The organism is Vreelandella zhanjiangensis DSM 21076 (genome assembly GCF_000377665.1).
Taxonomy (GTDB): Bacteria; Pseudomonadota; Gammaproteobacteria; order Pseudomonadales; family Halomonadaceae; genus Vreelandella; species Vreelandella zhanjiangensis.
Genome location: NZ_KB898647.1, coordinates 373,520 through 398,561, shown reverse-complemented (window position 1 = coordinate 398,561; position 25,042 = coordinate 373,520). Strand labels below are relative to the sequence as shown.

The window sequence follows — 25,042 nt, the reverse complement described above, 5'->3', positions numbered from 1 at the left end:
ATGTTAGAATAGATTAAGCGTTGTTATAGTCAAGACGACAGATCAGGCTAAGAGTGAATACCCAGAAGTTTTAACAAAGATGGGAATTTCTATGAGCATTACCAGCACAAGGGGGCTTAACAAGGCAAAAACGCAGGTAAGTACTGAATATTCAGGTACTCTGAGCTGGCCAAACTGGTCAGCTGGCGATAACTGTCGTATAACTGACTTATCTCTGCATTATGATAAACCGATGACACTTTGATGGCTCGGAGGTTGCTTTGCATATTGCCGATGTGACCATGTTTCATGCGCCCGCCAGCGGCGGAGTCCGCACTTATTTACAGGCCAAGCATCGCGTCATGAGTCGCTATCCCGACTTTCGTGCGAGCCTGCTTGTGCCTGGCGCCGAGCGCGATAGTCTCGGCGATCTGCATACCCTGCCCGCGCTAAGGCTGCCGTTGGGTCAAGGCTATCGTTTTCCCGTGCGCGGCGCGCCCTGGCGGCAAAGATTGATAGATCTAAACCCGGATTTGATCGAAGCGGGTGACCCCTATGTGACGGCATGGTCAGCTCTTTCCGCTGGTCAAAAACTGGGGGTGCCGGTCTCCGGCTTCTATCATTCCGATCTGCCGCGTCTAATGGGTGATCGTTTCGGCAAACGGGTGTGCAAGCGTCTTGAGCGCTACGTCGTGGATCTTTACTCGCGCTTCGATAGTGTTTTAGCCCCGTCTCAGACGATAGCTGATCGGCTACTTGAATGGGGTGTGCCTAATGTACGCGTGCAGCCGTTGGGCGTTGATCTTGAGCGTTTCCATCCCGGCGCCCATGACCCGCATATGCGCAGCACGCTGGGTATTGCTCCAGACAAGCGCCTGCTGATTTTCGTTGGGCGCTATTCACGCGAAAAAAATATTGATGTGCTGCTTGCCACCATGCGCAAGCTGGGTAGCCAGTACCATCTTTTGTTAATCGGGCCGGGCATGCCGCGCCAGGTTCCCAGCAATGTATCGGTGGTGGATCGCTGTTGTAATGCTCATGAGGTTGCCACAGCATTAGCCAGTAGCGACGCACTGCTTCATGCAGGCACTCGGGAAACGTTTGGGCTGGTTGCACAGGAGGCAATGGCGTGCGGCCTACCGGTTATTGCTGCCAATATCGGCGCCCTGGCTGAAAACGTGCCTCTGGGGGGCGGTGTTCTTTGTAAGCCCCTTGATCCTGATGCGATGGCGGATGCCTGCCACGCACTTTTTAACCGCGATATCGCGGCCAGCGGGCGCTACGCTCGCCGCCATGTTGAACGCCACTTTAACTGGGATAAGGTTATTCTTGATCTTTTAAAGCATTATCAGGCGCTCCATCAACCCGAAACGCAGCAATTTCATGCCAAAAACGGTTAAACACCTTATCCAGTCTAAGTGGTTGCTTCATCTACTTTTCATTACTTTGGCGTTGTCAGCACCGTTACTGCTCACCCATTGGATAGGTGGGGATGCCGCCTGGAGCGAGCTGGCAGCGTTTCCTTTCTCAATTTTTCTGGGCATGCTGGCGTTAGCCGTGCTGTGCTGGAATTTGAATGCCTTAAGGCTGCGCCTTTTATTGAATGGGCGTGCAGGCCCCATGAATCAACGTAGCGCTTTAGGTATTGAACTAGCCACCAAGTGTGCACTTTGCGCAACGCCTGGAGGAAGCGGAGGGCCTGCAGTTTTGCTCACACTGCTGGCCCGGCGTGACCTGTCGCCCGCGAAAGGGGCCGGTGTATTTTTGATCGACCAGGGGTTCGATTCGCTATTTTTCATCAGCTTATTGAGTGGCTTGGCAGCTTATACCCTGACCGTCGATACCGGCTGGCCCTATCAAACCTTAATTCAGTGGTCCCTGTTGGGGCTACTCACGGTTATCGTGCTGGTGTCACTGTGTCTGTGGACGTTTCCGCGCTGGCGGCTTGGCATATTTACCAACAGCCGTTTTTTTAGGCGCACTTGGCAGCGCACGCTGCTTCGTCGTTCGTTACGTTGTCGCCAGGCATTTTTACGTACGCTCAAACTTCCTAAACGGATACTGGGGGCGGTATGGGTACTCACAGTAATGCACTGGTGCGCTCGTTACAGCCTGCTGTATTTGGCGGTGATGGGCGTGGGTGGCAATATCGACTGGCTCTGGACATTCTTTACTCAGATGCTGGGCATGGCTGCTAGCCAATTCAGCTTTCTGCCAGGCGGTGCGGGTACTGCCGAGGTAGGCGTTAGCGCGTTGTTAATGCCTTTTTTAACGACGGCTCAAATAGGTGCGGCGGTATTGATCTGGCGGCTGGTGTCGTATCACCTTTACATACTCGCAGGCGCTCCTGTTCTGCTATGGTTCGGCTTTAAGCGTCTCGGGCAGCAGGCTTCAGCGCATGAGGCCAAGCTTAGCCGCTTTAGATAACGCGACTGATCGTCCTTGAGCCAATAAATGCCAGGCAATAAAAAAGCACCCCGAAGGGTGCTTTTTTGACATGCAAGATAGAGCGTGACTTACCAGCCAGTCACTTCTTTCAGTGCATCGCCGATTTCTGCCAAAGAACGAACGGTTTTAACACCGGCGTCTTCCAGGGCAGCAAACTTCTCGTCAGCAGTACCTTTACCGCCAGAGATGATCGCGCCGGCATGGCCCATACGCTTGCCAGGAGGTGCAGTAACACCGGCAATGTAAGAAACCACTGGCTTGGAAACGTTGGCTTTGATGTAAGCCGCTGCTTCTTCTTCCGCCGTGCCGCCGATTTCACCGATCATGACGATCGCTTCGGTTTTCGGGTCTTTTTCGAACATCTCCAGGATGTCGATAAAGTTGGAACCCGGAATCGGGTCACCGCCGATACCTACACAAGTAGACTGGCCGAAACCGTGATCAGTGGTCTGCTTAACGGCTTCATAGGTCAGGGTGCCTGAGCGCGATACGATACCTACGCGGCCCGGCTGGTGGATATGACCCGGCATGATGCCGATTTTGCATTCGCCCGGGGTGATAACACCTGGGCAGTTCGGGCCAATCAGACGTACGCCCAGCTCGTCGCATTTTACTTTTGCTTCGAGCATATCAAGCGTGGCGATGCCTTCGGTGATGCACACGATCAGTTTGATGCCTGCATTTGCAGCTTCAAGGATCGAGTCTTTACAGAACGGTGCCGGAACGTAGATAACGCTGGCTTCCGCGCCTGTTTTCTCAACCGCTTCTTTAACGGTGTTGAAAACCGGCAGACCCAAGTGCTCCTGGCCGCCTTTGCCCGGCGTTACACCGCCGACCATCTGCGTACCATAGGCAATCGCCTGCTCGGAGTGGAACGTGCCCTGGCCACCGGTGAAACCTTGGCAGATGACCTTGGTGTTCTTATCGATCAGGATACTCATTACTTGCCCTCCGCCGCTTTAACGACCTGCTGAGCCGCATCGGTCAGACTGGTAGCAGCGATGATGTTCAGACCGCTAGATGCCAGTTTCTCAGCACCCAGCTCGGCATTGTTACCTTCCAGGCGAACGACAACCGGTACGTTGACACCGACTTGCTCAACGGCACCGATAATGCCTTCAGCAATCATGTCGCAACGAACGATACCGCCGAAAATGTTAACCAGAACGGCTTTAACATTGTCGTCAGACAGGATGATCTTGAACGCTTCTGCAACGCGCTCTTTGGTCGCGCCGCCGCCAACGTCCAGGAAGTTAGCCGGTTTGCCGCCGCTCAGGTTGACGATGTCCATGGTACCCATGGCAAGGCCTGCGCCGTTAACCATGCAACCAATGTTGCCGTCGAGAGCAACGTAGTTCAGTTCCCACTTCGCCGCATCGGCTTCACGCTGATCTTCCTGAGAAGGATCGCGCATGGCCTGCAGGTCCGGGTGACGGTACAGCGCGTTGCTGTCGAGGCCCAGTTTGGCGTCGAGGCAGTGAAGATTGCCTTCGTCAGTAATAACCAGCGGGTTGATCTCTAAAAGCGCCAGATCTTTGTCATGGAACAGCTTGGAGAGGCCTAGGAAAATCTTGGTGAACTGTTTGATCTGGTCGCCTTTCAGGCCCAGAGCAAACGCCAGTTCACGCGCCTGGTACGGCTGCGCGCCGACCAGCGGATCGATTTCAGCTTTAAGAATCTTTTCCGGTGTTTCTTCTGCAACGGTTTCGATCTCTACACCACCTTCAGTCGAGGCCATGAAGACCACACGACGGGTAGTACGATCGACAACGGCGCCCAGATACAGCTCATCAGCGATATCGGTGCAGGTTTCAACCAGGATTTTGGCAACCGGCTGACCTTTTTCGTCAGTCTGGAAAGTCACCAGGTTTTTGCCCAGCCACTGCTCAGCAAATGCTTTTGCTTCAGCGGGGTCTTTGATCAGCTTAACGCCGCCCGCTTTACCGCGGCCACCAGCGTGAACCTGGGCTTTAACCACCCACATGTCGCCGCCGATTTTTTTACACGCTTCTACTGCTTCTTCGGGAGTGTCCACGGCAAAGCCCTTGGACACTGGCAGACCATAATCAGCAAACAGCTGTTTGCCTTGATACTCGTGAAGGTTCATCGATTCATGCCATTGGTTGCATGTGACTCGAACGACAACCCGTTTTAAAAACGGGCCATCCCCGTACTTTCGCGCGCTATTTTACAACATGCCCGAAAGTGATGCGCCACCTTATGGTGGCGCCTGGTTGTTACCGCTGAACTTATTAACGCTTTTTACGATTCGCCATGTGAATTGCATGGCCTTCCACCGCGAGAGCCGCTTCATGAATCGCTTCTGAAGTGCTCGGGTGGGCATAGCAGGTCAACGCCAGGTCTTCGGCACTGGAGCCGAATTCCATCGCGATAACGCCTTGGGCAATCAGCTCACCCGCGTGCTGGCTGACGATATGCATACCCAGAATGCGGTCTGTTTCAGCATCGGCAATAATCTTCGCCATACCTTCAGGTGCATTGTTGGCAAGCGCACGACCGTTGGCCGAGAACGGGAAAGAGCCCGTTTTAACTTCGATGCCTTTTGCTTTGGCATCTTGCTCGGTCATACCTACCCATGCCACTTCAGGCGACGTGTAGATAACGCTGGGGATGGCATCGTAGTTCATTTCAGCTTTATGGCCGGCGATAATATCGGCCACCATAACGCCTTCTTCAGATGCTTTATGCGCCAGCATCGGACCACGTACGCAGTCACCGATTGCATAGACGCTCGGGACATTGGTACGGCACTGATCATCAACGAAGATAAAGCCACGCTCGTCAAGCTCAACACCTACGCCATCGGCAATCACGCCTTGCGTATAAGGACGACGACCCACGCAAACAATCAGTTTGTCGAAGGTCATTTCCTGCTCGCCGTCACCATCAGTGTACTTAACGACAACTTCGTTGTCCTTGACCTCAGAACCGGTTACGCGCGCGCCCAGTTTGATGTCCAGGCCCTGTTTCTTGAGCAGTTTCTGGGTTTCTTTGGCAATCGCGCCATCAACCATCGGCAGGAAGCTGTCCATGGCTTCAAGAACGGTAACGTCAGAACCTAAACGCTTCCAAACGCTGCCTAGCTCCAGACCGATAACACCGGCACCGATAACGCCCAAACGCTTGGGTACTTCGGTAAACTCGAGCGCGCCGGTGGAAGTAACAATCAGATCGTCGGTCAGCGGCGTCGGCGGAATTTCAACCGGCACGGAGCCCGCGGCGATAACGATGTTGTCAGCGGTGTAGGTAGTGGCATTGCCATCGTGGTCGGTTACTTCAACTTCTGTGGAAGAAGTAACTTTGCCCTTACCTTCCAGTGAAGTAACGCCATTCGCTTTAAACAGCGCGCTGATGCCGCCAACGTTCTTGTTAATGACCGAGTTCTTGAACTCGAGCATTTTGGCGATGTTAGCCTTCGGCGCGTCGATCTCGATGCCTACTTCAGCAAAGTGGTCGCGCGCTTCAACAAACTTATGCGACGTTTCAAGCAGCGCTTTAGAAGGAATACAGCCAACGTTCAGGCACGTGCCGCCATGAACGGTTTTACCTTCTTTATTGACCCATTTCTCAACACAGGCCGTTTTCAGGCCCATCTGCGCTGCGCGAATAGCCGCAACGTAACCGCCAGGGCCAGCGCCGATAACGATCACATCAAACTTGTCAGCCATGTTGGCTCCTTTAGCTTGGTGCCCTTCTCCCGTTTTGACATTAGCCGGGCGAAGGGCTGTGTGCGATTGCATTAGAATGTGGCGCGTATAAATACGCGAAGATACGTAGTGCCTGTATCTTAGACGTCCAGCAGCAGACGTGCCGGGTCTTCCAGCAATTCTTTAATGGTCACCAGGAAGCGAACGGCATCTTTGCCGTCGATCATGCGGTGGTCATAGGAGAGCGCCAGGTACATCATGGGGCGGATCTCGACCTTACCGTTAATCGCCATCGGGCGATCCTGGATTTTGTGCATGCCCAGAATAGCGGTCTGCGGCGGGTTGATGATCGGCGTCGACATCAGCGAACCGAAAGTACCACCGTTGGTGATGGTAAAGGTACCGCCAATCATGTCGTCCATGCCCAGCTTGCCGTCACGACCACGCTTACCAAAGTCGACAATCGTTCTTTCGACATCAGCAATTTTCATATTGTCCGTGTCGCGCAGTACCGGTACGACCAGACCGCGGTCAGTAGATACCGCCACGCCGATATCCTGGTAACCGTGATAAACGATGTCGGTACCGTCGATAGAAGCGTTAACGTCCGGGAAGCGCTTGAGCGCTTCAGAGGCCGCTTTAACAAAGAAGCCCATGAAGCCCAGCTTGATATCATGAGCTTTCAGGAAGGTATCTTTGTACTGCGCACGCAGGGCCATGATTTCAGTCATGTCCACTTCGTTGTACGTCGTCAGCATCGCCGCCGTTTGCTGCGCCTGTACCAGGCGCTTGGCGATGGTCTGACGCAAGCGGGTCATAGGTACACGCTTCTCAGTACGCTCGCCTTCAGCCACAGGCGCCGCCGCTGATTTAGCCGGTGCAGCAGGTTTGGCAGCACCTTTCTTGGCGGAGCCATCTTTCACGGCTTTTTGCACGTCTTCTTTCAGGACGCGACCACCTTTACCCGTGCCTTCAATCTTGGCAACGTCAAGGTCGTGTTCAGCAATCAGCTTACGTGCAGCCGGTGCAACGATCTTGTCGCCCATCTTCTCATCGCTGGCGCCATCGTCAGCAGAGGCGGCTGGCTCTTTATCAGCCGCTGTCGCTACGTCGCTACCGCCGCCTTCGGTGAAGACCGCAAGAATCGCTTCGGACTCTACCTGACTGCCCTCTTCGGCTTTGATTTCAGCCAAAGCGCCGTCAGCCGGGGCTACGACTTCGAGCACAACTTTATCGGTTTCGATATCGGCCAGCACTTCATCGCGCTTAACCGCTTCGCCGACTTTTTTGTGCCAGGTAGCGACCGTGCCTTCCTGAATGGACTCAGGGAAGCTCGGCGCCTTAACGTCGTGCTGCTTGCCGCCGCTGCTGGCTTGCTTCTCTTCCTGCTTGGCGTCTTTCTTTTCGTCTTGTTGATCAGACTTCTCGGCTTTCGGCTCATCAGAAGATTTCTCTTCTTTTTTGCCGCTGTCGCCTGAGGCGCTGCCTTCACCGATTTTGCCAAGCACCTGCTCGGACTCGACGGTTTCGCCCTCTTCGGCCATCACGTCAGTCAAGGTACCTGCTTCCGGTGCAACGACCTCCAGCACCACCTTGTCGGTTTCGATTTCAACAATCAGTTCGTCACGTTCGACGCTGTCACCCGGCTTTTTATGCCACGCAGCCACAGTACCTTCGGCAACGGATTCCGGAAAGGTTGGCGCTTTGATCTCAGTAGCCATGTCGTTTCCCTTATGTGTTCTCTAAATCCGGTGGGCGCTTTATAGATTAAAAGCGTCTTCCACCAGTTGGCGCTGCTGTTCAGTGTGAACGGACATGTAGCCCGCTGCCGGTGCGGCAGAGGCAGGACGTCCTGCAAATTTCAACTCGCGTCCTAGGCCATCTTTAAGCATATCGGCCACTGTACGCATGTGGTGTTGACTTGAATACCAGGCGCCTTGATTCAATGGCTCTTCCTGACACCAGACAATATCTTCCACATTGGCATACGCCTGGAGCACTTCCAGAAGCTCTTCTTTCGGGAAGGGGTAGAGCTGCTCAAGACGAATAATCGCCGTATCGTTACGCTCGTTCTCTGTGCGCCAAGCAGCCAGGTCATAGTAGACCTTGCCTGAACACAGAATAACACGCGTTACCTCTTCACCGACCAGCTCCGCTTGATCCGGCAGCACCATCTGGAACTTGCCGTGGGCAAGATCCTCAAGGCTCGATACCGCTTCCTTGTGACGCAGAAGCGACTTCGGTGACATAACGATCAACGGCTTACGCAGCGGGCGAATAACCTGACGACGCAGTAGGTGATAAATCTGTGCGGGCGTTGTGGGTACGCACACCTGCATGTTGTGCTCAGCGCACATTTGCAGGAATCGCTCCAAGCGGGCAGACGAGTGCTCTGGACCCTGGCCTTCATAGCCATGGGGTAGCAGCATCGTCAGGCCACACAGACGGCCCCACTTGCTTTCACCTGATGAAATAAACTGGTCAACGACAACCTGTGCGCCGTTGAAGAAGTCACCAAACTGAGCTTCCCAGATAACCAGATCATTCGGCGCAGTGGTCGAGTAACCGTATTCAAACGCCAGCACGGCTTCTTCCGACAGGAAGGAGTCATGAATCGTGAACGTCGGCTGACTATCGGCCATATTTTGCAGCGGCACGTAAGTAGAACCATCTTTCTGGTTATGTACCACGGCATGGCGGTGCGAGAACGTGCCGCGACCCACATCCTGACCGGTAATCCGGATGGGGTGGCCCTGATCAAGCAATGTGGCGTAGGCCAGCGTTTCAGCAAAGCCCCAATTCATTGACATGCCACCGGCCTGCATCTTACGGCGGTCTTCGTAAATCTTGGCAACCTGACGCTGTACTTCGACCCCGTCCGGGATCTCGCACATTTTCGCGGCGAGCTGCTGCAGACGCTTCATGTCAAACGACGTGTCGGCATCGCCAGTCCACTCATGCCCCAGGTACGGTGCCCAATCCACAAACAGGGATTTATTGGGCTCCTGCACCAGCGCATTGGCAACGTGGTTACCTGCGACTAAGTCATCGCGATAGGTTTCCATTATCGCTTTAGCGTCGTCTTCAGATAAAACACCTTGCTCAACCAGACGCTTTGCGTAAACCGTACGCGTTGACGCATGGTCTTTGATCTTGGCGTACATCAGCGGCTGCGTACCGGACGGCTCATCGGCTTCGTTATGCCCACGGCGACGGTAGCAGACCAGATCAATAACGACGTCTTTTTTGAACTGCTGACGGTAGTCCAGCGCCACTTGAGTAGCATGGATAACGGCGTCAGGATCATCACCATTAACATGGAAGATGGGCGCCTGGACCATCTTGGCAATGTCAGTACAGTACTCGGTTGAACGAGCGTCCATGGGGTTGGACGTCGTAAAGCCTACCTGGTTATTGATGACGATATGAATCGTGCCGCCAGTCTTATAGGCACGCGTCTGGGACATCTGGAATGTCTCCATGACCACGCCCTGACCAGCAAAGGCAGCATCACCATGAATATTGATGGGTAAGACTTTATCGCCAGCGGGATCTTTACGGCGGTCTTGACGAGCACGTACCGACCCTTCAACCACCGGCGCTACGATTTCCAGGTGCGACGGGTTGAACGACATGGCCAAGTGGACTTCACCACCCGGTGACATGACGTTGGAGCTAAAGCCCTGGTGATATTTCACGTCACCAGAACCACGCTCGATCACCTTTTTACCATCAAACTCGTCAATCAGATCAGCGGGGTTTTTACCCAGGATATTGACCAGCAGGTTAAGGCGACCGCGGTGCGCCATACCGATAACGACTTCCTTAGTGCCATAACCGCCAGCACGCTGGATAAGCTCGTCCATCATCGGTACAAAGACTTCACCACCTTCAAGACCAAAGCGTTTGGTGCCCGGGTACTTAGAAGCCAGGTAAGTTTCCAAACCTTCCGCAGCGGTCAGACGCTCAAGCACATGCTTGCGAACATCGTCACTAAATTTGGGAGCACTGCGTACTGATTCGAAGCGACGCTGCAGCCAGCGTTTCTCTTCGGTGTCCACAATGTGCATGAACTCGCAGCCGATGGAGCGACAGTAAGTTAGCTCCAGCGCCTCCACGATGTCACGCAACGGGGCTTTATCAATACCCAGGAAAAATGAACCGGTCTGGAACTCTGTGTCAAGATCAGCTTTGGTAAGCTGATGAAATGACAAATCGAGGTCAGGGACGGGGGTGGGATTGCGCAGTCCTAGCGGATCGATATCGGCCTTCTGATGGCCACGAAAGCGATACGCATTGATCAGCTGCAGGACTTTAACCTGCTTTTTGTTCTCACCGCTATCGGCAGCGGCGACTACCCGGCCAGGACGACTTTCGCGGCCTAGCTGGTAGAACTGATCACGAACGGGGCTTAGTGGAACATCGTGGGAGGCACTGCCTTCGGAGCTGGGTAGCTGGTCAAAATAGCTACGCCATTCCTCAGGAACAGCATCAGGATCGGCGAGGTACTGCTCGTAAAGCGCTTCCACGTAGTGGACATTGCCACCACTAACGTGTGAGGAACGCCACATTAACTCCATTATGCCTTGTTGCATCTCTCGGTCACCCTGCACTGATGGGGTGGTATCGGCATCGCTGCAAAAACGCAACGACATCGCTATTGCCCTGCCGGCGGGGCGGAACATTTGCCGGCGGCGTCGGCTCAAAGCCGGAAGCCCTACTTATCTAGTATTTCTTAATCAGTTCATGCTCAAAAGCCGGTACGTACAGCACCGGCTTTTAAACGTGTCTGGTCATAAGCTGCGACGCGTCGCCGCACCTTATGACAAACCCTATGATAACAAGCGAAGCGCCACGATTTAAGTAGCAAAGCGATACAAGTTGCGTGGCAATCGCATTTTATTTGCTCAAAGGGTACTTACGTTGCATCCGCAAGCAGCATTTCACGGATTTTACCGATGGCGCGCGTCGGATTTAAGCCTTTCGGGCAAACTGCTACACAGTTCATGATGCCGCGGCAGCGGAACACCGAGAACGGATCTTCCAGGTCAGTTAAGCGCTCGCGTGTTGCGGTATCACGCGAATCTGCCAGGAAGCGGTAAGACTGCAGCAGGCCAGCAGGTCCGACAAACTTATCGGGGTTCCACCAAAACGACGGGCATGAGGTTGAACAGCAGGCGCACAGGATACACTCGTACAGGCCGTCCAGCTTTTCACGGTCTTCGGGCGACTGCAGACGCTCGATGGCGGGAGCTGGCGTTTCATTTTGCAGATACGGCTGAATACGCTCGTACTGCTTATAGAAAATCCCCATATCCACAACCATATCGCGGATAACCGGCAAGCCAGGCAGCGGGCGCAGAGTCAGCTTGTTGTTTTTCACAACGTCTGACAGCGGCGTAATACACGCCAGGCCGTTTTTGCCGTTCATGTTCATACCATCAGAGCCGCAAACACCTTCACGGCAGCTACGACGGAACGCCAGGCCACTATCCTGCTCTTTCATCAGGTGCAGTACATCCAGCACCATGATGTCGCGCCCTTTGGTATCAACTTGAAACTCCTGCATATAAGGTGCGGAGTCGGTTTCCGGATTATAACGGTATACGGATACCTGAAGATTGGACATTATAACTCCCTCTCGTCAATACGGAGCTTAGTAGGTACGAACCTTGGGTTCGAACGTATCAACTGTTTTTGGCTTAAAATTAACATCGCGCTGCTTCAACTCTTTGGTGAGCGGGAAGTAGAGCGAGTGTTTCAGCCAGTTGACGTCATCACGATCCGGGTAGTCGTAACGCGAGTGGGCACCGCGGCTCTCTTTACGCTCAAGGGCAGCAATTGCCGTCGCTTCGGCCACTTCCATTAGATTATCAAGCTCTAACGCTTCTACACGGGCGGTGTTGAAAGCGTTGGATTTGTCAGGCAGGTGAGCATTGGCGATTCGACCACGCAGGTCGGCAAGCTTCTGAACGCCTTCAACCATGTTTTTCTCTTCACGGAATACACCGAAAGAGTTCTGCATGATGTCCTGAAGCTCCGCTTTCAGCGCAGGAATGCTCTCACCACCTTCAGACTCGTTCCAACGGGTGATGCGCTTCATGGCTGATTGGATGTCAGACTCGGAAGCGTCCAGGTACTCAATACCTTCGTTTAGCGCGCCTTCAATAAACATGCCGGCCGCACGTCCAAAGACTACCAAATCAAGCAAAGAGTTCCCGCCCAGACGGTTAGCACCGTGAACAGATACACACGCTGCTTCACCACAGGCGAACAGACCATTAATGATCTGATCGTTGCCGCTTTCATCCTGGAGAATCGCCTGACCATGAATGTTGGTCGGAATACCGCCCATCATATAGTGGCAGGTCGGCACGACCGGGATCGGGTCTTTCGCCGGATCAACGTGGGCGAAGGTTTTGGAAAGCTCAACAATACCCGGCAGACGCTTGCTTAGAACTTCTTCGCCCAGGTGATCAAGCTTCAGGAAGACGTGATCGCCCTTCTCGCCACAGCCGCGGCCTTCAAGAATCTCCATCACCATGGAGCGCGCAACAACGTCACGACCCGCCAGGTCTTTCGCGTTGGGCGCGTAACGCTCCATAAAGCGCTCGCCGTCTTTATTGATCAGGTAGCCACCTTCACCACGGCAACCTTCGGTGACCAGCGTGCCCGCACCGTAAATACCGGTCGGGTGGAACTGCCACATTTCCATGTCCTGCATCGGGAAGCCGGCACGCAGTGCCATACCGATACCGTCACCCGTATTGATCAGCGCGTTGGTAGTAGAGGCGTAGATACGGCCTGCACCACCCGTCGCCAGCACGGTCGCTTTCGATTTAACGTGAACGACTTCACCGGTTTCAATACACATGGCAATACAGCCAACCACGTCACCGCTGGCATTCTTAACCAGATCAACCGCGTACCACTCATTCAAGAACGTCGTGTTGTTCTTCAGGTTGTTCTGGTAAAGCGTGTGCAGCAGTGCGTGGCCGGTACGGTCAGCTGCTGCACAGGTACGTGCTGCCTGACCACCTTCACCAAAGTTCTTGGACTGACCACCGAACGGACGCTGATAGATACGGCCATTATCAAAGCGTGAGAACGGCAAGCCCATGTGCTCAAGCTCAAATACGGCTTTAGGGCCTTCAGAACACATGTACTCCGACGCGTCCTGGTCAGCGATATAGTCGCCGCCTTTAACGGTGTCGTACATGTGCCAGCGCCAGTCATCGTCTGGATCTGATGACGCGATTGCACAGGTAATACCACCCTGAGCAGATACCGTGTGGGAGCGTGTCGGGAACACTTTAGACAAAACGGCTGTTTTTTTACCGGACTTCGCCAGTTCCAAAGCAGCACGCAGGCCAGCGCCACCGCCACCAATGATAATGGCGTCAAACGTCAGGCTACGAAGGTTAGACATGGATCAAGCTCCCCACAGAATTTGAATGCCCCACACCAGGTATACGAAGATGGCCAGAATGATCAGCGTCTGGGCACCTACGCGCAGTAGAGTGGACTTAAGGTAATCGGTGGTTACGGTCCACAGGCCAATCCAGGCGTGCGCTGCGATAGAGATAAAGGCTAACAGCGAGAAGATCCGCATCCACGTTTGGTTAAACAGACCGCTCCAGGTGTAGTAGTCAAGGTCTGGGTGCAACAGCAGGTAGGCCACCATAAAGACCGTATAAACGGCCAGCACAACCGCAGAAACGCGCTGCATCAGCCAGTCAGACAGCCCGCTGCGGCCAAAACTTGTGATATTGGTTACCATACCCAAACTCCTGCCAGAATAATCAGAACCGCACTGACCACTACGGTGATCTGTGCTTTTTGCACACTACCTTCTAGCGTCACGCCAATATCTGCATCCATTAACAGGTGCTTGATACCTGCTACAAAATGGAACGCCAGAGCAGATAGCAGACCCCAAGCAATAAACTTGGCCAGTACGTTATTGGCCAGCGCATTGCTAACAGCATCGAAGCCTGCCGGAGATGACAGTGACTTACCCAGCGCCCAAAAAGCGAAAATCAGGCCCACGAACAGAATAACCCCCGTAACACGGTGGGTAATCGACGTCAGTGCCGGAAGTGGGAAGTGTATCGTTGTTAGATCTAGATTTACGGGTCGTTTGCTATTCACGGCTTATACACACTCTCTTGGCCCGCTCTGCGACAGGTCGGGCATAGCCCGAGCGGGCAGTGGTTGCTGGAAGGGGCTCGGCCGTTTGCCAAGTCTGGCACGACCACCTACCTGCCGGTCGCGCGCCGAGGATTATAAGAACCTTCGCCCCTGCTGACAAACCGAACTCGGACCTAACTCGACTATGGAGCAAAAAAAAGCCATCAACCCGAGTCGATTTTGCGTTGCAGCATCGATATAGTGACAGAGCTGTGATGTTTTGATAAGCCTGTTAAGGAGTCGTCAAACCTCTGACACTTCGCTAATATAGCGGGCAGCAACTATATACAAGTATTGTTCACAATAATAATTTTGCATAACTATGTTTTCACGTTTGATATGTATGAAATTTTCATATGACGTTTTGCAGCGACGACGCCTAGCGTTTTGACTAATTGACAAAATGTCGCACGCTTCTATAGTGGGCAAGCCTTTTCGCCGGCGCGGTATGCGAAACAATGACTTTACGTCCAACCCGAATCCGAAAGGAGGCCAGCATGGCTGACAGGAAAGCAACATTGACGGTAGACGGTCTCGATAAATCGATCGAGCTACCCATGTATTCCGGCACACTTGGCCCTGACGTTATCGACGTTCGTGGACTAGGTGCTGAAGGCCTGTTTACCTACGATCCCGGCTTTATGGCCACCTCTTCCTGCCAATCTGCCATTACCTATATTGATGGCGGCAAGGGCGTACTGCTGCACCGCGGTTACCCCATTGACCAACTGGCGAAAGAGTCCAACTTTGTTGAACTAAGCTACACCCTGCTGTTTGGCGAGCTGCCTAACGATGAGCAGTATGCGGATTTCGCAGCACGCATCCGCAACCATACAATGGTGCATGACCAGATCAACAACTTCTTCAAAGGGTTCCGCCGTGATGCGCACCCCATGTCGATTCTTTGTGGTGTCGTTGGCGGCCTGGCGGCCTTCTACCATGACCACATGGACATCACCAAAGAAGAAGACCGGATTATCAGCGCTATTCGTCTGATTGCCAAAATGCCTACTCTGGCGGCCATGTCGCACAAGTATAATGTTGGCCAGCCGTTTAACTATCCGCGCAACGACCTGAGCTATGCAGAGAACTTCCTCTACATGATGTTCAGCAACCCGTGCGAAGAGTACAAAATCAACCCGGTCTACGCGAAAGCGATGGATCGCATTTTCATGCTGCATGCCGACCATGAGCAGAATGCGTCCACCTCTACCGTACGCCTGGCAGGTTCTACCGGTGCCAACCCGTTTGCGTGCATCAGCGCGGGTATCGCTGCCCTATGGGGCCCGGCACACGGCGGCGCCAATGAAGCCGTACTGGCGATGCTCGATGAGATTGGCGACGACTCTGAAGAGAACATCCAGCGCTTTATTGATAAGGCAAAAGATAAAGAAGACCCGTTCAAGCTGATGGGCTTTGGCCACCGCGTATATCGTAACTTCGATCCACGCGCCAAGGTGATGAAAGAGACCTGCGACGAAGTGCTTGCCGAACTGGGCATGGCTAACGACCCGCAGCTCAAAATTGCCAAACGCCTTGAACAAATTGCGCTGGAAGACGAATACTTCGTCGAGCGTAAGCTTTATCCGAACGTCGACTTCTACTCAGGCATCATTTTGAAGGCGATGGGCATTCCTACCAATATGTTCACGGTGATCTTTGCCGTGTCGCGCACCATTGGCTGGATTTCCCACTGGAACGAAATGCTGAGCGAAAGCTACAAGATCGGTCGTCCGCGCCAGCTTTACATTGGTCATGACCAACGCGATTATCCGAAGAAATAATTTTCAACGGCTTAATCTCAAAGAAGGCCACCCTTGGGTGGCCTTCTTTTTTTTAGGCGTCTTCTACTTCTGTATAGCCGCCTTTTTACTATGCAAGCTAATACATGAACCTTATGCAAGCATGCATCAGACGAGCACGCTGCGCCCCTTAACACGATATCCACCTGGGTCTGCTCAAAGCGTTATAACCGCTCCCTGCCAATAGACGAAAGCACCAGCTAAAACGCTAGAAAGAGGCCGTAATAGCGCTTGACTTTTTAAGGAGCCAGGATAGAAAAATGTTTTCCACACTATCTGTGGATAAGCTTGTTCATAACCTCTCGTGAATGCCCCACAATCGCCATGAACAGTGACCTAGCCTTAGATTGGTTATTTTTTAACCTCTTATAAGTTATTGTTTTTAAAGAAAATAAGCTAATTTTAATATTTTTCGCGGGTGCAGCAAGGGGTTGTGCACAACCTGAACGAAGGATCACCAAAAGTGGACAAGTCAAGCAAAAAAACCTCAAATAAAGTGAGGATTTAGCGGTTTTGTAGGATAACAGGCAAGCAAAAAACGCAGCAAATGAATGATTCATTGCCACATCAATATCCGGGATAGGAGAGTATAAAAAGAGATGGCGTCCCATAGGGGGTTCGAACCCCTGTTACCGCCGTGAAAGGGCGGTGTCCTAGACCACTAGACGAATGGGACGTTACGACAAATCTAACTAATTGGTGGAGCCTAGCGGGATCGAACCGCTGACCTCAACACTGCCAGTGTTGCGCTCTCCCAGCTGAGCTAAGGCCCCACATGTCCTGAAGACGGAGCGTATAGTACTGATTACGCTTGCCTTCGTCAACCTCTCAATCGCAGGAAAACGCCACCCTCTGAGTAGCTACATAAGGATGGCGTTTTCTGCAGCGATCAACTTAACGATTTACAGGTCGCGATACTCTTTCTCGAAGCGTTTCGCCTGCTTCTTGGAAACGCCGCCCAGTACATCAATGGCACTGCGCAGACGCGCACGGGTTACATCCGAACCCAGAATCGCCATGGCATCCATAACGGACGTGCTTGAGGTACTTCCCGTAATGGCGATAAAGACGGGCGCCAGGAACGCTTTCATTTTAAGCTCAAAGTGGCCAGCCAGGCTTTTCACCTCTTCCAGCAAGGCTTCTTTATGCCAGGCAGGCACGACTTCAAGGCGCCATACCAAAAACTGCAGCAGTTTTACCAGTTCTTCTTTATCCAGCTTTACGCTATCAAAATCATCTTCGCTCAGCGCAGGCAAACCGGAGAAGAAATGCCCGGCCAGCGGCATTACTTGTGAAAGCGTTTCTACCCGAGGGCGCACCTGCGGCAGAATCTGCTTCACATAGGCGTCGTTGAACGCCCATTCGCGCAGCGCGCTAAGCAGCGCATCGTCATCCAGGTCCTCACGGATATAAACGCCGTTTAGCCAGGTGAGTTTCTCAAGATCAAATACCGGCCCGCCTAACGATACGCGTTGGATATCAAACTCAGTCATCATATCGGATAAGCTAAACTTTTCGCGCTCATCGGGCATGGACCAGCCCATGCGGCCCAGGTAGTTAGTAACCGCCTGAGGTAAAAAGCCCATACGGCGATAGTAATTAATCGACGTGGGGTTTTTACGTTTGGAAAGCTTGGACTTGTCGGGGTTACGCAACAGCGGCATATGACATAGCTCGGGCATTTCCCAGCCAAAGTATTCATACAGCAGCTGATGTTTCGGGGCCGAGTTAATCCACTCTTCACCACGTAAAACGTGGGTAATACCCATTAAATGGTCATCGACGACGTTCGCCAGATGGTAGGTAGGCATTCCGTCGGACTTGAGCAGTATCTGGGCATCGACCTGAGCCCACTCCACTTCAATTGTGCCGCGCAGCATATCGTTAACCACGCAGACGCCTTCACTCGGCACCTTCATGCGCACCACATAGGGCCAGTTTTCCTGCTCGCGGCGAGCTACTTCTGCGTCATCCAAAGCCAAGTCATTTGGTTTCAGTGCCAACTGCAAGCCTTCTGCCTTACGGGACTCACGCAGTTCATCCAGCTCTTCAGCGGTGCGATAACATTTAAAGGCATGCCCGGCATCCAGCAACTGCTGAGCGTACTTCGCATAGATATCGCCACGTTCACTTTGGCGATAGGGGCCGTGCGGGCCGCCAACATCAGGACCCTCATCCCACTCAAGGCCTAGCCAGCGCAAGGAATCCAGAATCATTTGCTCTGACTCAGGCGTCGAGCGCACGCGATCCGTGTCCTCAATGCGCAAGATAAACTGTCCGCCATGCTGACGCGCAAAGCATAAATTGAACAGCGCAATATAGGCCGTACCAACGTGAGGGTCCCCTGTCGGGGAAGGTGCAATGCGAGTACGTACGGTCATCAAGACATCCTTATAGCGAGAAAGCGTGGCGATATTATACCTACCCTACGCGCAACCAACAGCGTCATAAAGGGAACGACTGGCTTATAAAAGCGTCATATAAAAAGTCATAAGGTTATAGATTACAAGATGCGCGATATTGCACAATCGCTTAGTATGTCGCGGCGCCTATGATCGGCGATCATGCTGATAAAAAGTGTTTAAACGCACCAAGCATGCCCACATCACCGCACTTGTGGTGAAAGTAACCAGAACGAGCTGATAAAGCTCATTTATAGGAAAACGAAATGGAATCGCTAGGCTCACGTATCAAGCAATTGCGGCTTAGGGCCAAGCTCAATAAAGCTGCCTTAGCACGTAACGTTGGCGTGTCGGATGTCACTATCTCTTACTGGGAATCGGGCGCAATCAAGCAAATTGGCCATGAGCGCTTAGTCGCACTTGCCGAGGCGCTCGACTGCTCGCTTGCCACCCTGTTAGAAGGCGACACCGCTCCTCAACTATTGACGTTGACGCACACTGGTCCCCTCCCCTGGGAACAGGTACAGGCAACGACAATCACCGTGCCGCACCACCTGTCTTTAAACATCGATTGGAAAGCGCCATGCGTTATGGCAACTCCCGGTCCAGACACAGACTTCGCCCCCGTTGCAGCGAACGATCTTCTGTTGCTGGGTCCGACACACGTGTTTCATAAAGCAGGGCATTACCTTGTAAAACGTGATGATCGCTTTGTCCTTGAGCACTTTGCAAAAGCGCCCTCTGACACCGCTATTCACGCTGTACTACTCGCCCATTGGCGTTCTGTCTAAAGCATCTCTCCCCATAATTTTTAATGTATCTCCACCTGGTCACGTGTTCGTCTTGGTTCATCCCCCACCAAGAAACGGCGTGAGTAGGTGGCCATCTGGCCCAACCCATGGCGGGATTGACTTACCAGCTCTCCTGCCAAATGCTCTCCACGACGGCCAATGCGCTCTTGCACAATTTCAGGCTGTACGCTCGCTTCAGAAAGCTGCACCCTTACTATATAAGTACCATCCGGCAAACCGCTTCCCGAACCAAACGGCCCAGCGCTGAAGCGACCATCGTTTACGTTGGCGCGCGTATGCCAGCGAACCCGGCTTACTTCACGCTCTACAATTACCTGCACCTGTGCCTGGTCAGGTAGATTGGTTTCGCCTTCCACCATTAAACGCCGATCAGTTCGCAGGGAAACAGAGGTTGAGATCGTCACCTCTAAAGGCGCGACCGATGCCTGCTCAGCGTCAGTTGGTGCATCGACAGGTTGAGCGCGGCTAGATGCTGGCTCAGGGCGTTCACGAAGCGGTTCGTTTTCCTCGCCCCCACAACCAGCGATCAATAGCGACGCGGCCAGTACTAAACCCATACCCGCTTGTAGCTTATACATAAGACATCCTCGACAACGGCAGCTTACAGGTTATCACTGCAGCCCCAAGGCCACAGTGAATTAGGCCGTTCACGAAGTAAATTAAGTCACTCAACAGTAGCCCTTGCCGTTGCGTTGAGCAGCTCACGCTTTTATTTCATTTCAAAGCCACGCTCAATCAGGAAGTCACGCATATGCGGACGCAGCTTGTTATCAAACAGCGGCTTCAGGTTTTGCGACCAGTCGGAATCTTTATTAGCACTACTACGCGACTGGTAATATTCCTGCATGGTGTCATCAAACGCTTGCACCTGCGCGCTGTCGTCGCTGTAGTAGTCTTCTTTCAAGATTGCTTCAACCGGCAGGCGGGGTTTTACTTCTGGCTCGTGGGCCGGGTAGCCAAGGCACATACCAAATACTGGGTAAACATGCTCAGGCAGCTTTAAAAGATCGCTGATAGCCTGAGGGTTGTTGCGAATCCCGCCGATATAGCAGATACCCAACCCTGCTGATTCAGCAGCTGTCGCAACATTCTGGGCCATTAAAGCGGTGTCTACCGTGGCTACCAGCAACTGCTCAGTCATTCCACGTACGACGTTGGAACCCGCTCGCTCAGACGCCTCGGTTGGGCGTTTCATATCGGCACAGAAGACCAGAAAATCTGCACAGCTGGCAATATAGGACTGCCCCCCCGCCAGCTCAGCAATCTGCTCGCGGTTAGCTGAGTTTTTGACGTGAATAACCGTGTACGCCTGAACATGACTGGACGTTGCCGCGCCCTGCCCCGCCTGGATAAGCTCGATCAGTAATTCGTGCGCAATGGGGCGGTCACTGAATTTTCGAATGGAACGGTGGGATTTCAAGAGTTTAATAACGTCGTTCATGGTTCCTCGCCTATATGGATCAGGATCGCTTATCGAGCGCTAGAATCGCACAGCACATCGTCGTTAGCCTACCGCTAAACGCTTTATCAGATAAGGATAAGTGGATAGGCCTACTAGCGAAGCTGGCTGTCTTTACTACCCCGGCGATTATAGCTGCTAACGTTCGACTGTTTTTTGTCGTGCTCGTTCTGACAAGCAACGCATAGTCGAACACCAGGAACCGCCATACGGCGCGCCTCAGGAATCAAGTCATCGCACTCTTCGCAATGCTTACGGCTTTCACCGCGCGGCAACCGACTGCGGGCAAGCTCAACAGCATCGTCCAGCGTTCTTTCGATTTGCTCTTGTTCGGCACCATCCTTTGCCCACCCGCCTGCCATGGTCGGTCTCCTGTTTATTGGTCTACCTGTTTATTGGTCTACCGATTTATTGGTATTCCTATTTACTGATCTACATATTGATTAGCCTACCTATCAAGGTAGCAGCAATAAGTCCTACTGCTTATAACCACAGTGGGCTTGACTGCTACAGTAAAGCAGATTGATAAGAAGGTGGAGCTTGCTTAGAGATCAGAGTGTCAGCCCAATGATCAAATAGGCAGCCAGAGAGAACAGAGCAACGGCCAATGCAAACGGAATCTGGGTTTTAATATGGTCAATGTGGTCGGAGGCCGCCCCTGTGGAAGCAAGAACCGAAGTATCCGATAGCGGCGAACAGTGATCGCCGAACACTCCACCACCGGCTACGGCAGCGACGGTGGCATATATCAGCGGGGTAAGCGCATCGCTGCTGAAATTAAACGCGAGCGGTACTGCCAGCGGCATCATAATCGCAAACGTACCCCAGGATGAGCCGGTCGAAAAAGCCACCAGTGCCGCAATTAGAAACGTCATGGCGGGCAATAGCGATGGCGTAAGCCAGCCCGAAGAAATCTCCACGATATAGCTGGCGGTGCCCATATCCTTGGAAAGCTGATTAAGTGAATAAGCCAGCGCAAGAATAATGATGGCTGGCATCACCCCTTTCATACCTGAAATCGCTGTTTTCATGATGTCGTTAAAGGGGATACCTTGCAGGCGCATTACAATGCCCAGGAATACCGCAGCGGCCAAAAAAGCCTCCATGGTTTTAGCAGAACCCATGACGATGAAAGTTCCTACCGCGACACCAATAACAATCATTACCGGGGCAAAAAAGTTTAACAGAAGCCCCGTACGTGCGCCTTCATAGGCGGGAATTTCCGTTAACTCCTCACCAACAAGGGGCTCGGCACCATCGCGAAGCACTTTTCCTTCTTCTTGTGCACGCTTTTCGGCCTGACGCATGGGCCCAAATAGAGGAATGATGCCAATTATCACCAGGCCCACCATAAGTACAGAAAGCCAGGCATAGAGATTGAAAGGAATCGCATTGAGGAATACGCCCATCGCCTGTCCGGCAGTCTCAATGGGCCCCATACCAATCAGCAGGCCAGAGATAAATACGGCCCACCCGGTAATCGGAATCAATACGCTGACCGGTGCGGATGTTGAGTCGGCAATATAGGCAAGCTTTTCACGGGAGACCCTGTAGCGGTCAGTCAAACCGCGCATCGTACTACCCACGAACAAGGGGCTGAAATAGTCGCTAAAGAAGACAAACATCCCCATTAGCCAGGCAATGAGCTGAACGCGGACACGTGTTAAAGCGCGGCGCTCAACCCAAGCCGTAAAGTTTTGGATGGCTCCGGTGCGCTGAAAGAAAGCAATGACCGTACCAATGAATAACTCGAGAAGCAGTATCCAGGAGAAGCTGGTCGTGCCCAACGTTTCCTTTAACAGGGTGGGAAAGCCCATCAAGCCATTCCCCAATGTAATCACACCGACAAAGCACGCCACTGCCAATGAGAAAACGGTATTACGCGTAATAAATGCCAGGATAATAGCTAACGTGGCAGGAAGAATGGACAGCAATCCGATATGCGCTTGGGGATCCATAGGAATCTCTCTGTTTTTATAAGGAAGGAGCTTTCAAGTTTCACGTTTTGCTTTACGACTCTCGATACCGCTTTTTAAATAGAACCCCAGCTTGCGTATCGGGCTCGGGGGCATCCAGCTGGCTTTACCAAACAGCGATGCAATATCCTCAACCGGTAAACCTAACGCATGGCGCGCCAGGGCATCCCCCAAATAGGTGCCTTTGACGATTCCCCCACCGTTACACCCAGCCGAGACATACAGGCCTGACTGCAGTTCACCCCAAAGCGGGGCGCCGTTATACGTCAGGCCCGTGGTTCCACCCCACATCTTGTCGAAATGCACAGGGCCAAGCTCAGGATAGCGAGCCTCAAGACTGGCTTTCAGCTCAGCCTCAATAAGTGCATTGTCAGCCTCTTTTTCGTAGCTATAGCGTGAGCGAATCATCAGCCGTCCATCACTGGTGGTTCGCAGCGTACAACCCAGGCGGTGCGCTGGCAGTAGCCCCCATTGCTCACTGATAATGCGCTGCTGGTCGGCGCTAGAGAGAGGCGCCGTTAATGCTGCATAGGTATAAATAGCCGTTAACCGCGAGGTGTCAGCACCTAATGCACGCGAGAACGCATTGTTGGCAAGGATGACGTTATTAGCTTTAATTTCCCCTTCAGGGGTTATTACGCGCCAGCCAGCGCCATTAGGTAAAACACCGATGGCCGGTGAGCGTTCAAATAGCTGAATGGAAGGGTCAAGGTTATCCACCAAGCCGGTAATCAGCGCAGCCGGCTGCACCAGATAACAGTCTGGCGAATAAAGCCCCTGCTGGTAGTAATTAGTGCCCAGTCGTTCAGCAAGTACAGCCTTATTAAGCGCTTGATAGCTTAAGCCAGCCCCTTCGAGAAACGCACGGTATTGGTGTAGTGCACTCAGTCCAATATCACTACGTGCTGCTCGGTAGGTTCCGCTGTGATGAAGCTGGCAATCGATGCCATGCTCCTCAACTCGCTCCCGCAATAGCGCCATCGTTTGGCGACTGAGCGCGTTCAACTTGGCCATACGCGCCAATTCATTGGGATGTGCGTCATTCGCCAGCGCCACTTCAAGCATAAAGCCTGAATTTCGCCCAGGGCTACCTTCACCGACGCTATCGGCTTCAAGTAACGTAATGCGGTCTTGGGGATGATGTTTTTGCCACGCCATCGCCGCAGCCACACCCGTATAACCAGCGCCAATAATCACCACGTCGGCGATGTCAGAGCCTTGAAGAGATGGTTGCTCCTGACGCGTGGGTAACCGATCGTTCCAGCCACAGCTGCGCTGATGAGTAGGGTGAGTGGGTCGTGACATGGTAATTATTCCAGATAAAGTAATCCGTGGGCCTGATTGATCATTTCGCAAACTTCAGAGTGCATGTTTTCCAGAACCTCTTTGCGGTGAGTGTCCGTCATGCGCGACTTGAGCATTGAGCAGCTCATCGCGCCCAACGGGTGCCCGCTATGATCAAGAATAGGAATAGCTAGCCCGGCGTACTCGGGCAGCAAAGAGCCTTCAACGCCCCGCGCAAACCCGTGCTCTTTTAGGTGGGTAATTTCAACGTTGACTGCCGCAATGGAAATTCCATACTCATTCAGAAGAATTTCTGCATTGCGGCTTAATATGTCTTGTTGCTCTTCAACAGGAAGGTAAGCTAGTAGCGCAATAGAAGCCTGCCCTACGCCTAGCGGTACACGTCCACCGGTTGCTCGTACAAAACTACCCACCGGGTAAGCGCCGTTCTGAACTTCCAGACAGACTGCATTAACACCGTCCTGAGCGAACAAATAAAAGCTATCCCCAAGCCGTTGAGCTAGCGCCAATAGCCTGGGGCGAGACAAGTCACGAAGCCCCGCCCCATTACCCGCCTGAGCGCCTAGCACCAGTAGTTCATAACCCAATAGATAACGGCCCCGAACAGGAGATGAGCGTAAAAAACCTTGTTGCTTAAGGCTTTTAAGCAAGCGATAAAGTGTAGGTCGACTGAAATCAAGCGCCGTTAAATAGTCGTCGATGCTTGCACCTCGGTACCCACCATGCGCAGTCACTTTTAGTATCTGCATTGCATGGATAAGAGTGGAGGGACCGGCACCATGAGATTGATCGTACGTAGACATCGTTTTTATCATTATTGGCTTCTTTGTTTTAGAACATAACAAGACAAAACATCCAATTCATCTCACATAGTGAGACATAGGCATTAATAAATTAAGAGACTTTTTGTTTAGCGACAGGTCCAATGCGGAGAGTAATTAAAAGCGGCTAAGTTCTAAGATGGCTCAGATAGCGAGTCACTAACTTGAAGGTTCTCGATA

At 52.7% G+C, this 25,042-nt stretch carries 20 protein-coding genes and 2 tRNA genes; 4 read left to right on the top strand and 18 right to left on the bottom strand.

From position 1 onward, the window contains the following. Nucleotides 1–260: 260 nt before the first annotated feature. Nucleotides 261–1,379 carry an N-acetylglucosaminyl phosphatidylglycerol synthase gene (gpgS, locus tag D467_RS0106040; RefSeq protein WP_018916617.1) on the top strand — a complete coding sequence of 373 codons (1,119 nt, stop codon included), beginning with the start codon at nt 261–263 and terminating at the stop codon, nt 1,377–1,379. Beyond that, nucleotides 1,363–2,406, top strand: a complete 1,044-nt coding sequence (gene gpgF / locus D467_RS0106035) for a glucosaminyl phosphatidylglycerol flippase (protein ID WP_018916616.1) — start codon at nt 1,363–1,365, stop codon at nt 2,404–2,406. Before gpgS ends, gpgF begins: the two co-directional genes overlap by 17 nt. 89 nt (nt 2,407–2,495) lie before the next feature. Here the strand turns inward: gpgF and sucD are convergent, their stop codons facing one another. The 9 genes from sucD to sdhC all read right to left on the bottom strand — a co-directional run bounded on the left by sucD (nt 2,496) and on the right by sdhC (nt 14,246). Then, the gene (gene sucD / locus D467_RS0106030) at nt 2,496–3,368 is read right to left on the bottom strand and encodes a succinate--CoA ligase subunit alpha (protein WP_007111115.1); all 873 of its coding nucleotides are present in this window, start codon (nt 3,366–3,368) and stop codon (nt 2,496–2,498) included. Then, nucleotides 3,368–4,534: an ADP-forming succinate--CoA ligase subunit beta gene (gene sucC / locus D467_RS0106025; protein ID WP_018916615.1), complete on the bottom strand. Its 1,167-nt coding sequence runs from the start codon at nt 4,532–4,534 to the stop codon at nt 3,368–3,370. The genes sucD and sucC overlap by 1 nt, the downstream gene beginning before the upstream one ends. A gap of 145 nt (nt 4,535–4,679) precedes the next feature. Next, nucleotides 4,680–6,116 (bottom strand): dihydrolipoyl dehydrogenase, encoded by a 1,437-nt coding sequence (gene lpdA, locus D467_RS0106020; RefSeq protein WP_018916614.1) that lies wholly within the window; start codon nt 6,114–6,116, stop codon nt 4,680–4,682. Between the two features lie 119 nt (nt 6,117–6,235). Then, on the bottom strand, nt 6,236–7,816 hold the full coding sequence (odhB, locus tag D467_RS0106015) for a 2-oxoglutarate dehydrogenase complex dihydrolipoyllysine-residue succinyltransferase (protein ID WP_018916613.1): 1,581 nt from the start codon (nt 7,814–7,816) through the stop codon (nt 6,236–6,238). A gap of 39 nt (nt 7,817–7,855) precedes the next feature. Next, nucleotides 7,856–10,690: a 2-oxoglutarate dehydrogenase E1 component gene (locus D467_RS0106010; protein ID WP_026285630.1), complete on the bottom strand. Its 2,835-nt coding sequence runs from the start codon at nt 10,688–10,690 to the stop codon at nt 7,856–7,858. A gap of 323 nt (nt 10,691–11,013) precedes the next feature. Beyond that, on the bottom strand, nt 11,014–11,724 hold the full coding sequence (locus D467_RS0106005; protein WP_018916611.1) for a succinate dehydrogenase iron-sulfur subunit: 711 nt from the start codon (nt 11,722–11,724) through the stop codon (nt 11,014–11,016). Between the two features lie 27 nt (nt 11,725–11,751). Continuing rightward, nucleotides 11,752–13,524 (bottom strand): succinate dehydrogenase flavoprotein subunit, encoded by a 1,773-nt coding sequence (gene sdhA / locus D467_RS0106000; RefSeq protein WP_018916610.1) that lies wholly within the window; start codon nt 13,522–13,524, stop codon nt 11,752–11,754. Nucleotides 13,525–13,527: 3 nt separating this feature from the next. Beyond that, a complete protein-coding gene (gene sdhD / locus D467_RS0105995) occupies nt 13,528–13,875 on the bottom strand; it encodes a succinate dehydrogenase, hydrophobic membrane anchor protein (RefSeq protein WP_018916609.1) in 348 nt (115 codons plus the stop codon). Beyond that, entirely contained in the window at nt 13,869–14,246 is a 378-nt protein-coding gene (gene sdhC / locus D467_RS0105990; RefSeq protein WP_026285629.1) for a succinate dehydrogenase, cytochrome b556 subunit, read from the bottom strand. The genes sdhD and sdhC overlap by 7 nt, the downstream gene beginning before the upstream one ends. Before the next feature lie 536 nt (nt 14,247–14,782). Here sdhC and gltA point away from each other — a divergent pair. Then, nucleotides 14,783–16,069, top strand: a complete 1,287-nt coding sequence (gltA, locus tag D467_RS0105985; protein ID WP_018916607.1) for a citrate synthase — start codon at nt 14,783–14,785, stop codon at nt 16,067–16,069. A gap of 618 nt (nt 16,070–16,687) precedes the next feature. Here the strand turns inward: gltA and D467_RS0105980 are convergent. The 3 genes from D467_RS0105980 to gltX all read right to left on the bottom strand — a co-directional run bounded on the left by D467_RS0105980 (nt 16,688) and on the right by gltX (nt 18,468). After that, nucleotides 16,688–16,763: transfer RNA gene (locus D467_RS0105980), tRNA-Glu, on the bottom strand. Nucleotides 16,764–16,784: 21 nt separating this feature from the next. Continuing rightward, nucleotides 16,785–16,860: transfer RNA gene (locus tag D467_RS0105975), tRNA-Ala, on the bottom strand. A 129-nt stretch (nt 16,861–16,989) separates the two neighbouring features. Further along, on the bottom strand, nt 16,990–18,468 hold the full coding sequence (gltX, locus tag D467_RS0105970) for a glutamate--tRNA ligase (RefSeq protein ID WP_018916606.1): 1,479 nt from the start codon (nt 18,466–18,468) through the stop codon (nt 16,990–16,992). 287 nt (nt 18,469–18,755) lie between these two features. Here gltX and D467_RS0105965 point away from each other — a divergent pair, with 287 nt between their 5' ends. Continuing rightward, on the top strand, nt 18,756–19,280 hold the full coding sequence (locus D467_RS0105965; RefSeq protein WP_018916605.1) for a helix-turn-helix domain-containing protein: 525 nt from the start codon (nt 18,756–18,758) through the stop codon (nt 19,278–19,280). 20 nt (nt 19,281–19,300) lie between these two features. On the opposite strand, the gene D467_RS0105960 is transcribed toward D467_RS0105965, so the two are convergent. The 6 genes from D467_RS0105960 to D467_RS0105935 form a co-directional block, all read right to left on the bottom strand. Beyond that, the gene (locus D467_RS0105960; protein ID WP_018916604.1) at nt 19,301–19,879 is read right to left on the bottom strand and encodes a hypothetical protein; all 579 of its coding nucleotides are present in this window, start codon (nt 19,877–19,879) and stop codon (nt 19,301–19,303) included. Nucleotides 19,880–20,010: 131 nt separating this feature from the next. Further along, nucleotides 20,011–20,742: an oxygen-insensitive NADPH nitroreductase gene (gene nfsA, locus D467_RS0105955; protein WP_018916603.1), complete on the bottom strand. Its 732-nt coding sequence runs from the start codon at nt 20,740–20,742 to the stop codon at nt 20,011–20,013. Nucleotides 20,743–20,855: 113 nt separating this feature from the next. Further along, nucleotides 20,856–21,122 carry a DksA/TraR family C4-type zinc finger protein gene (locus D467_RS0105950; RefSeq protein ID WP_018916602.1) on the bottom strand — a complete coding sequence of 89 codons (267 nt, stop codon included), beginning with the start codon at nt 21,120–21,122 and terminating at the stop codon, nt 20,856–20,858. A 189-nt stretch (nt 21,123–21,311) separates the two neighbouring features. Next, entirely contained in the window at nt 21,312–22,718 is a 1,407-nt protein-coding gene (locus D467_RS0105945; protein ID WP_018916601.1) for a Na+/H+ antiporter NhaC family protein, read from the bottom strand. A gap of 33 nt (nt 22,719–22,751) precedes the next feature. Further along, nucleotides 22,752–24,041 (bottom strand): NAD(P)/FAD-dependent oxidoreductase, encoded by a 1,290-nt coding sequence (locus D467_RS0105940; RefSeq protein ID WP_018916600.1) that lies wholly within the window; start codon nt 24,039–24,041, stop codon nt 22,752–22,754. A gap of 5 nt (nt 24,042–24,046) precedes the next feature. Beyond that, on the bottom strand, nt 24,047–24,844 hold the full coding sequence (locus tag D467_RS0105935; protein WP_244147806.1) for an IclR family transcriptional regulator: 798 nt from the start codon (nt 24,842–24,844) through the stop codon (nt 24,047–24,049). Nucleotides 24,845–25,042 lie beyond the last annotated feature (198 nt).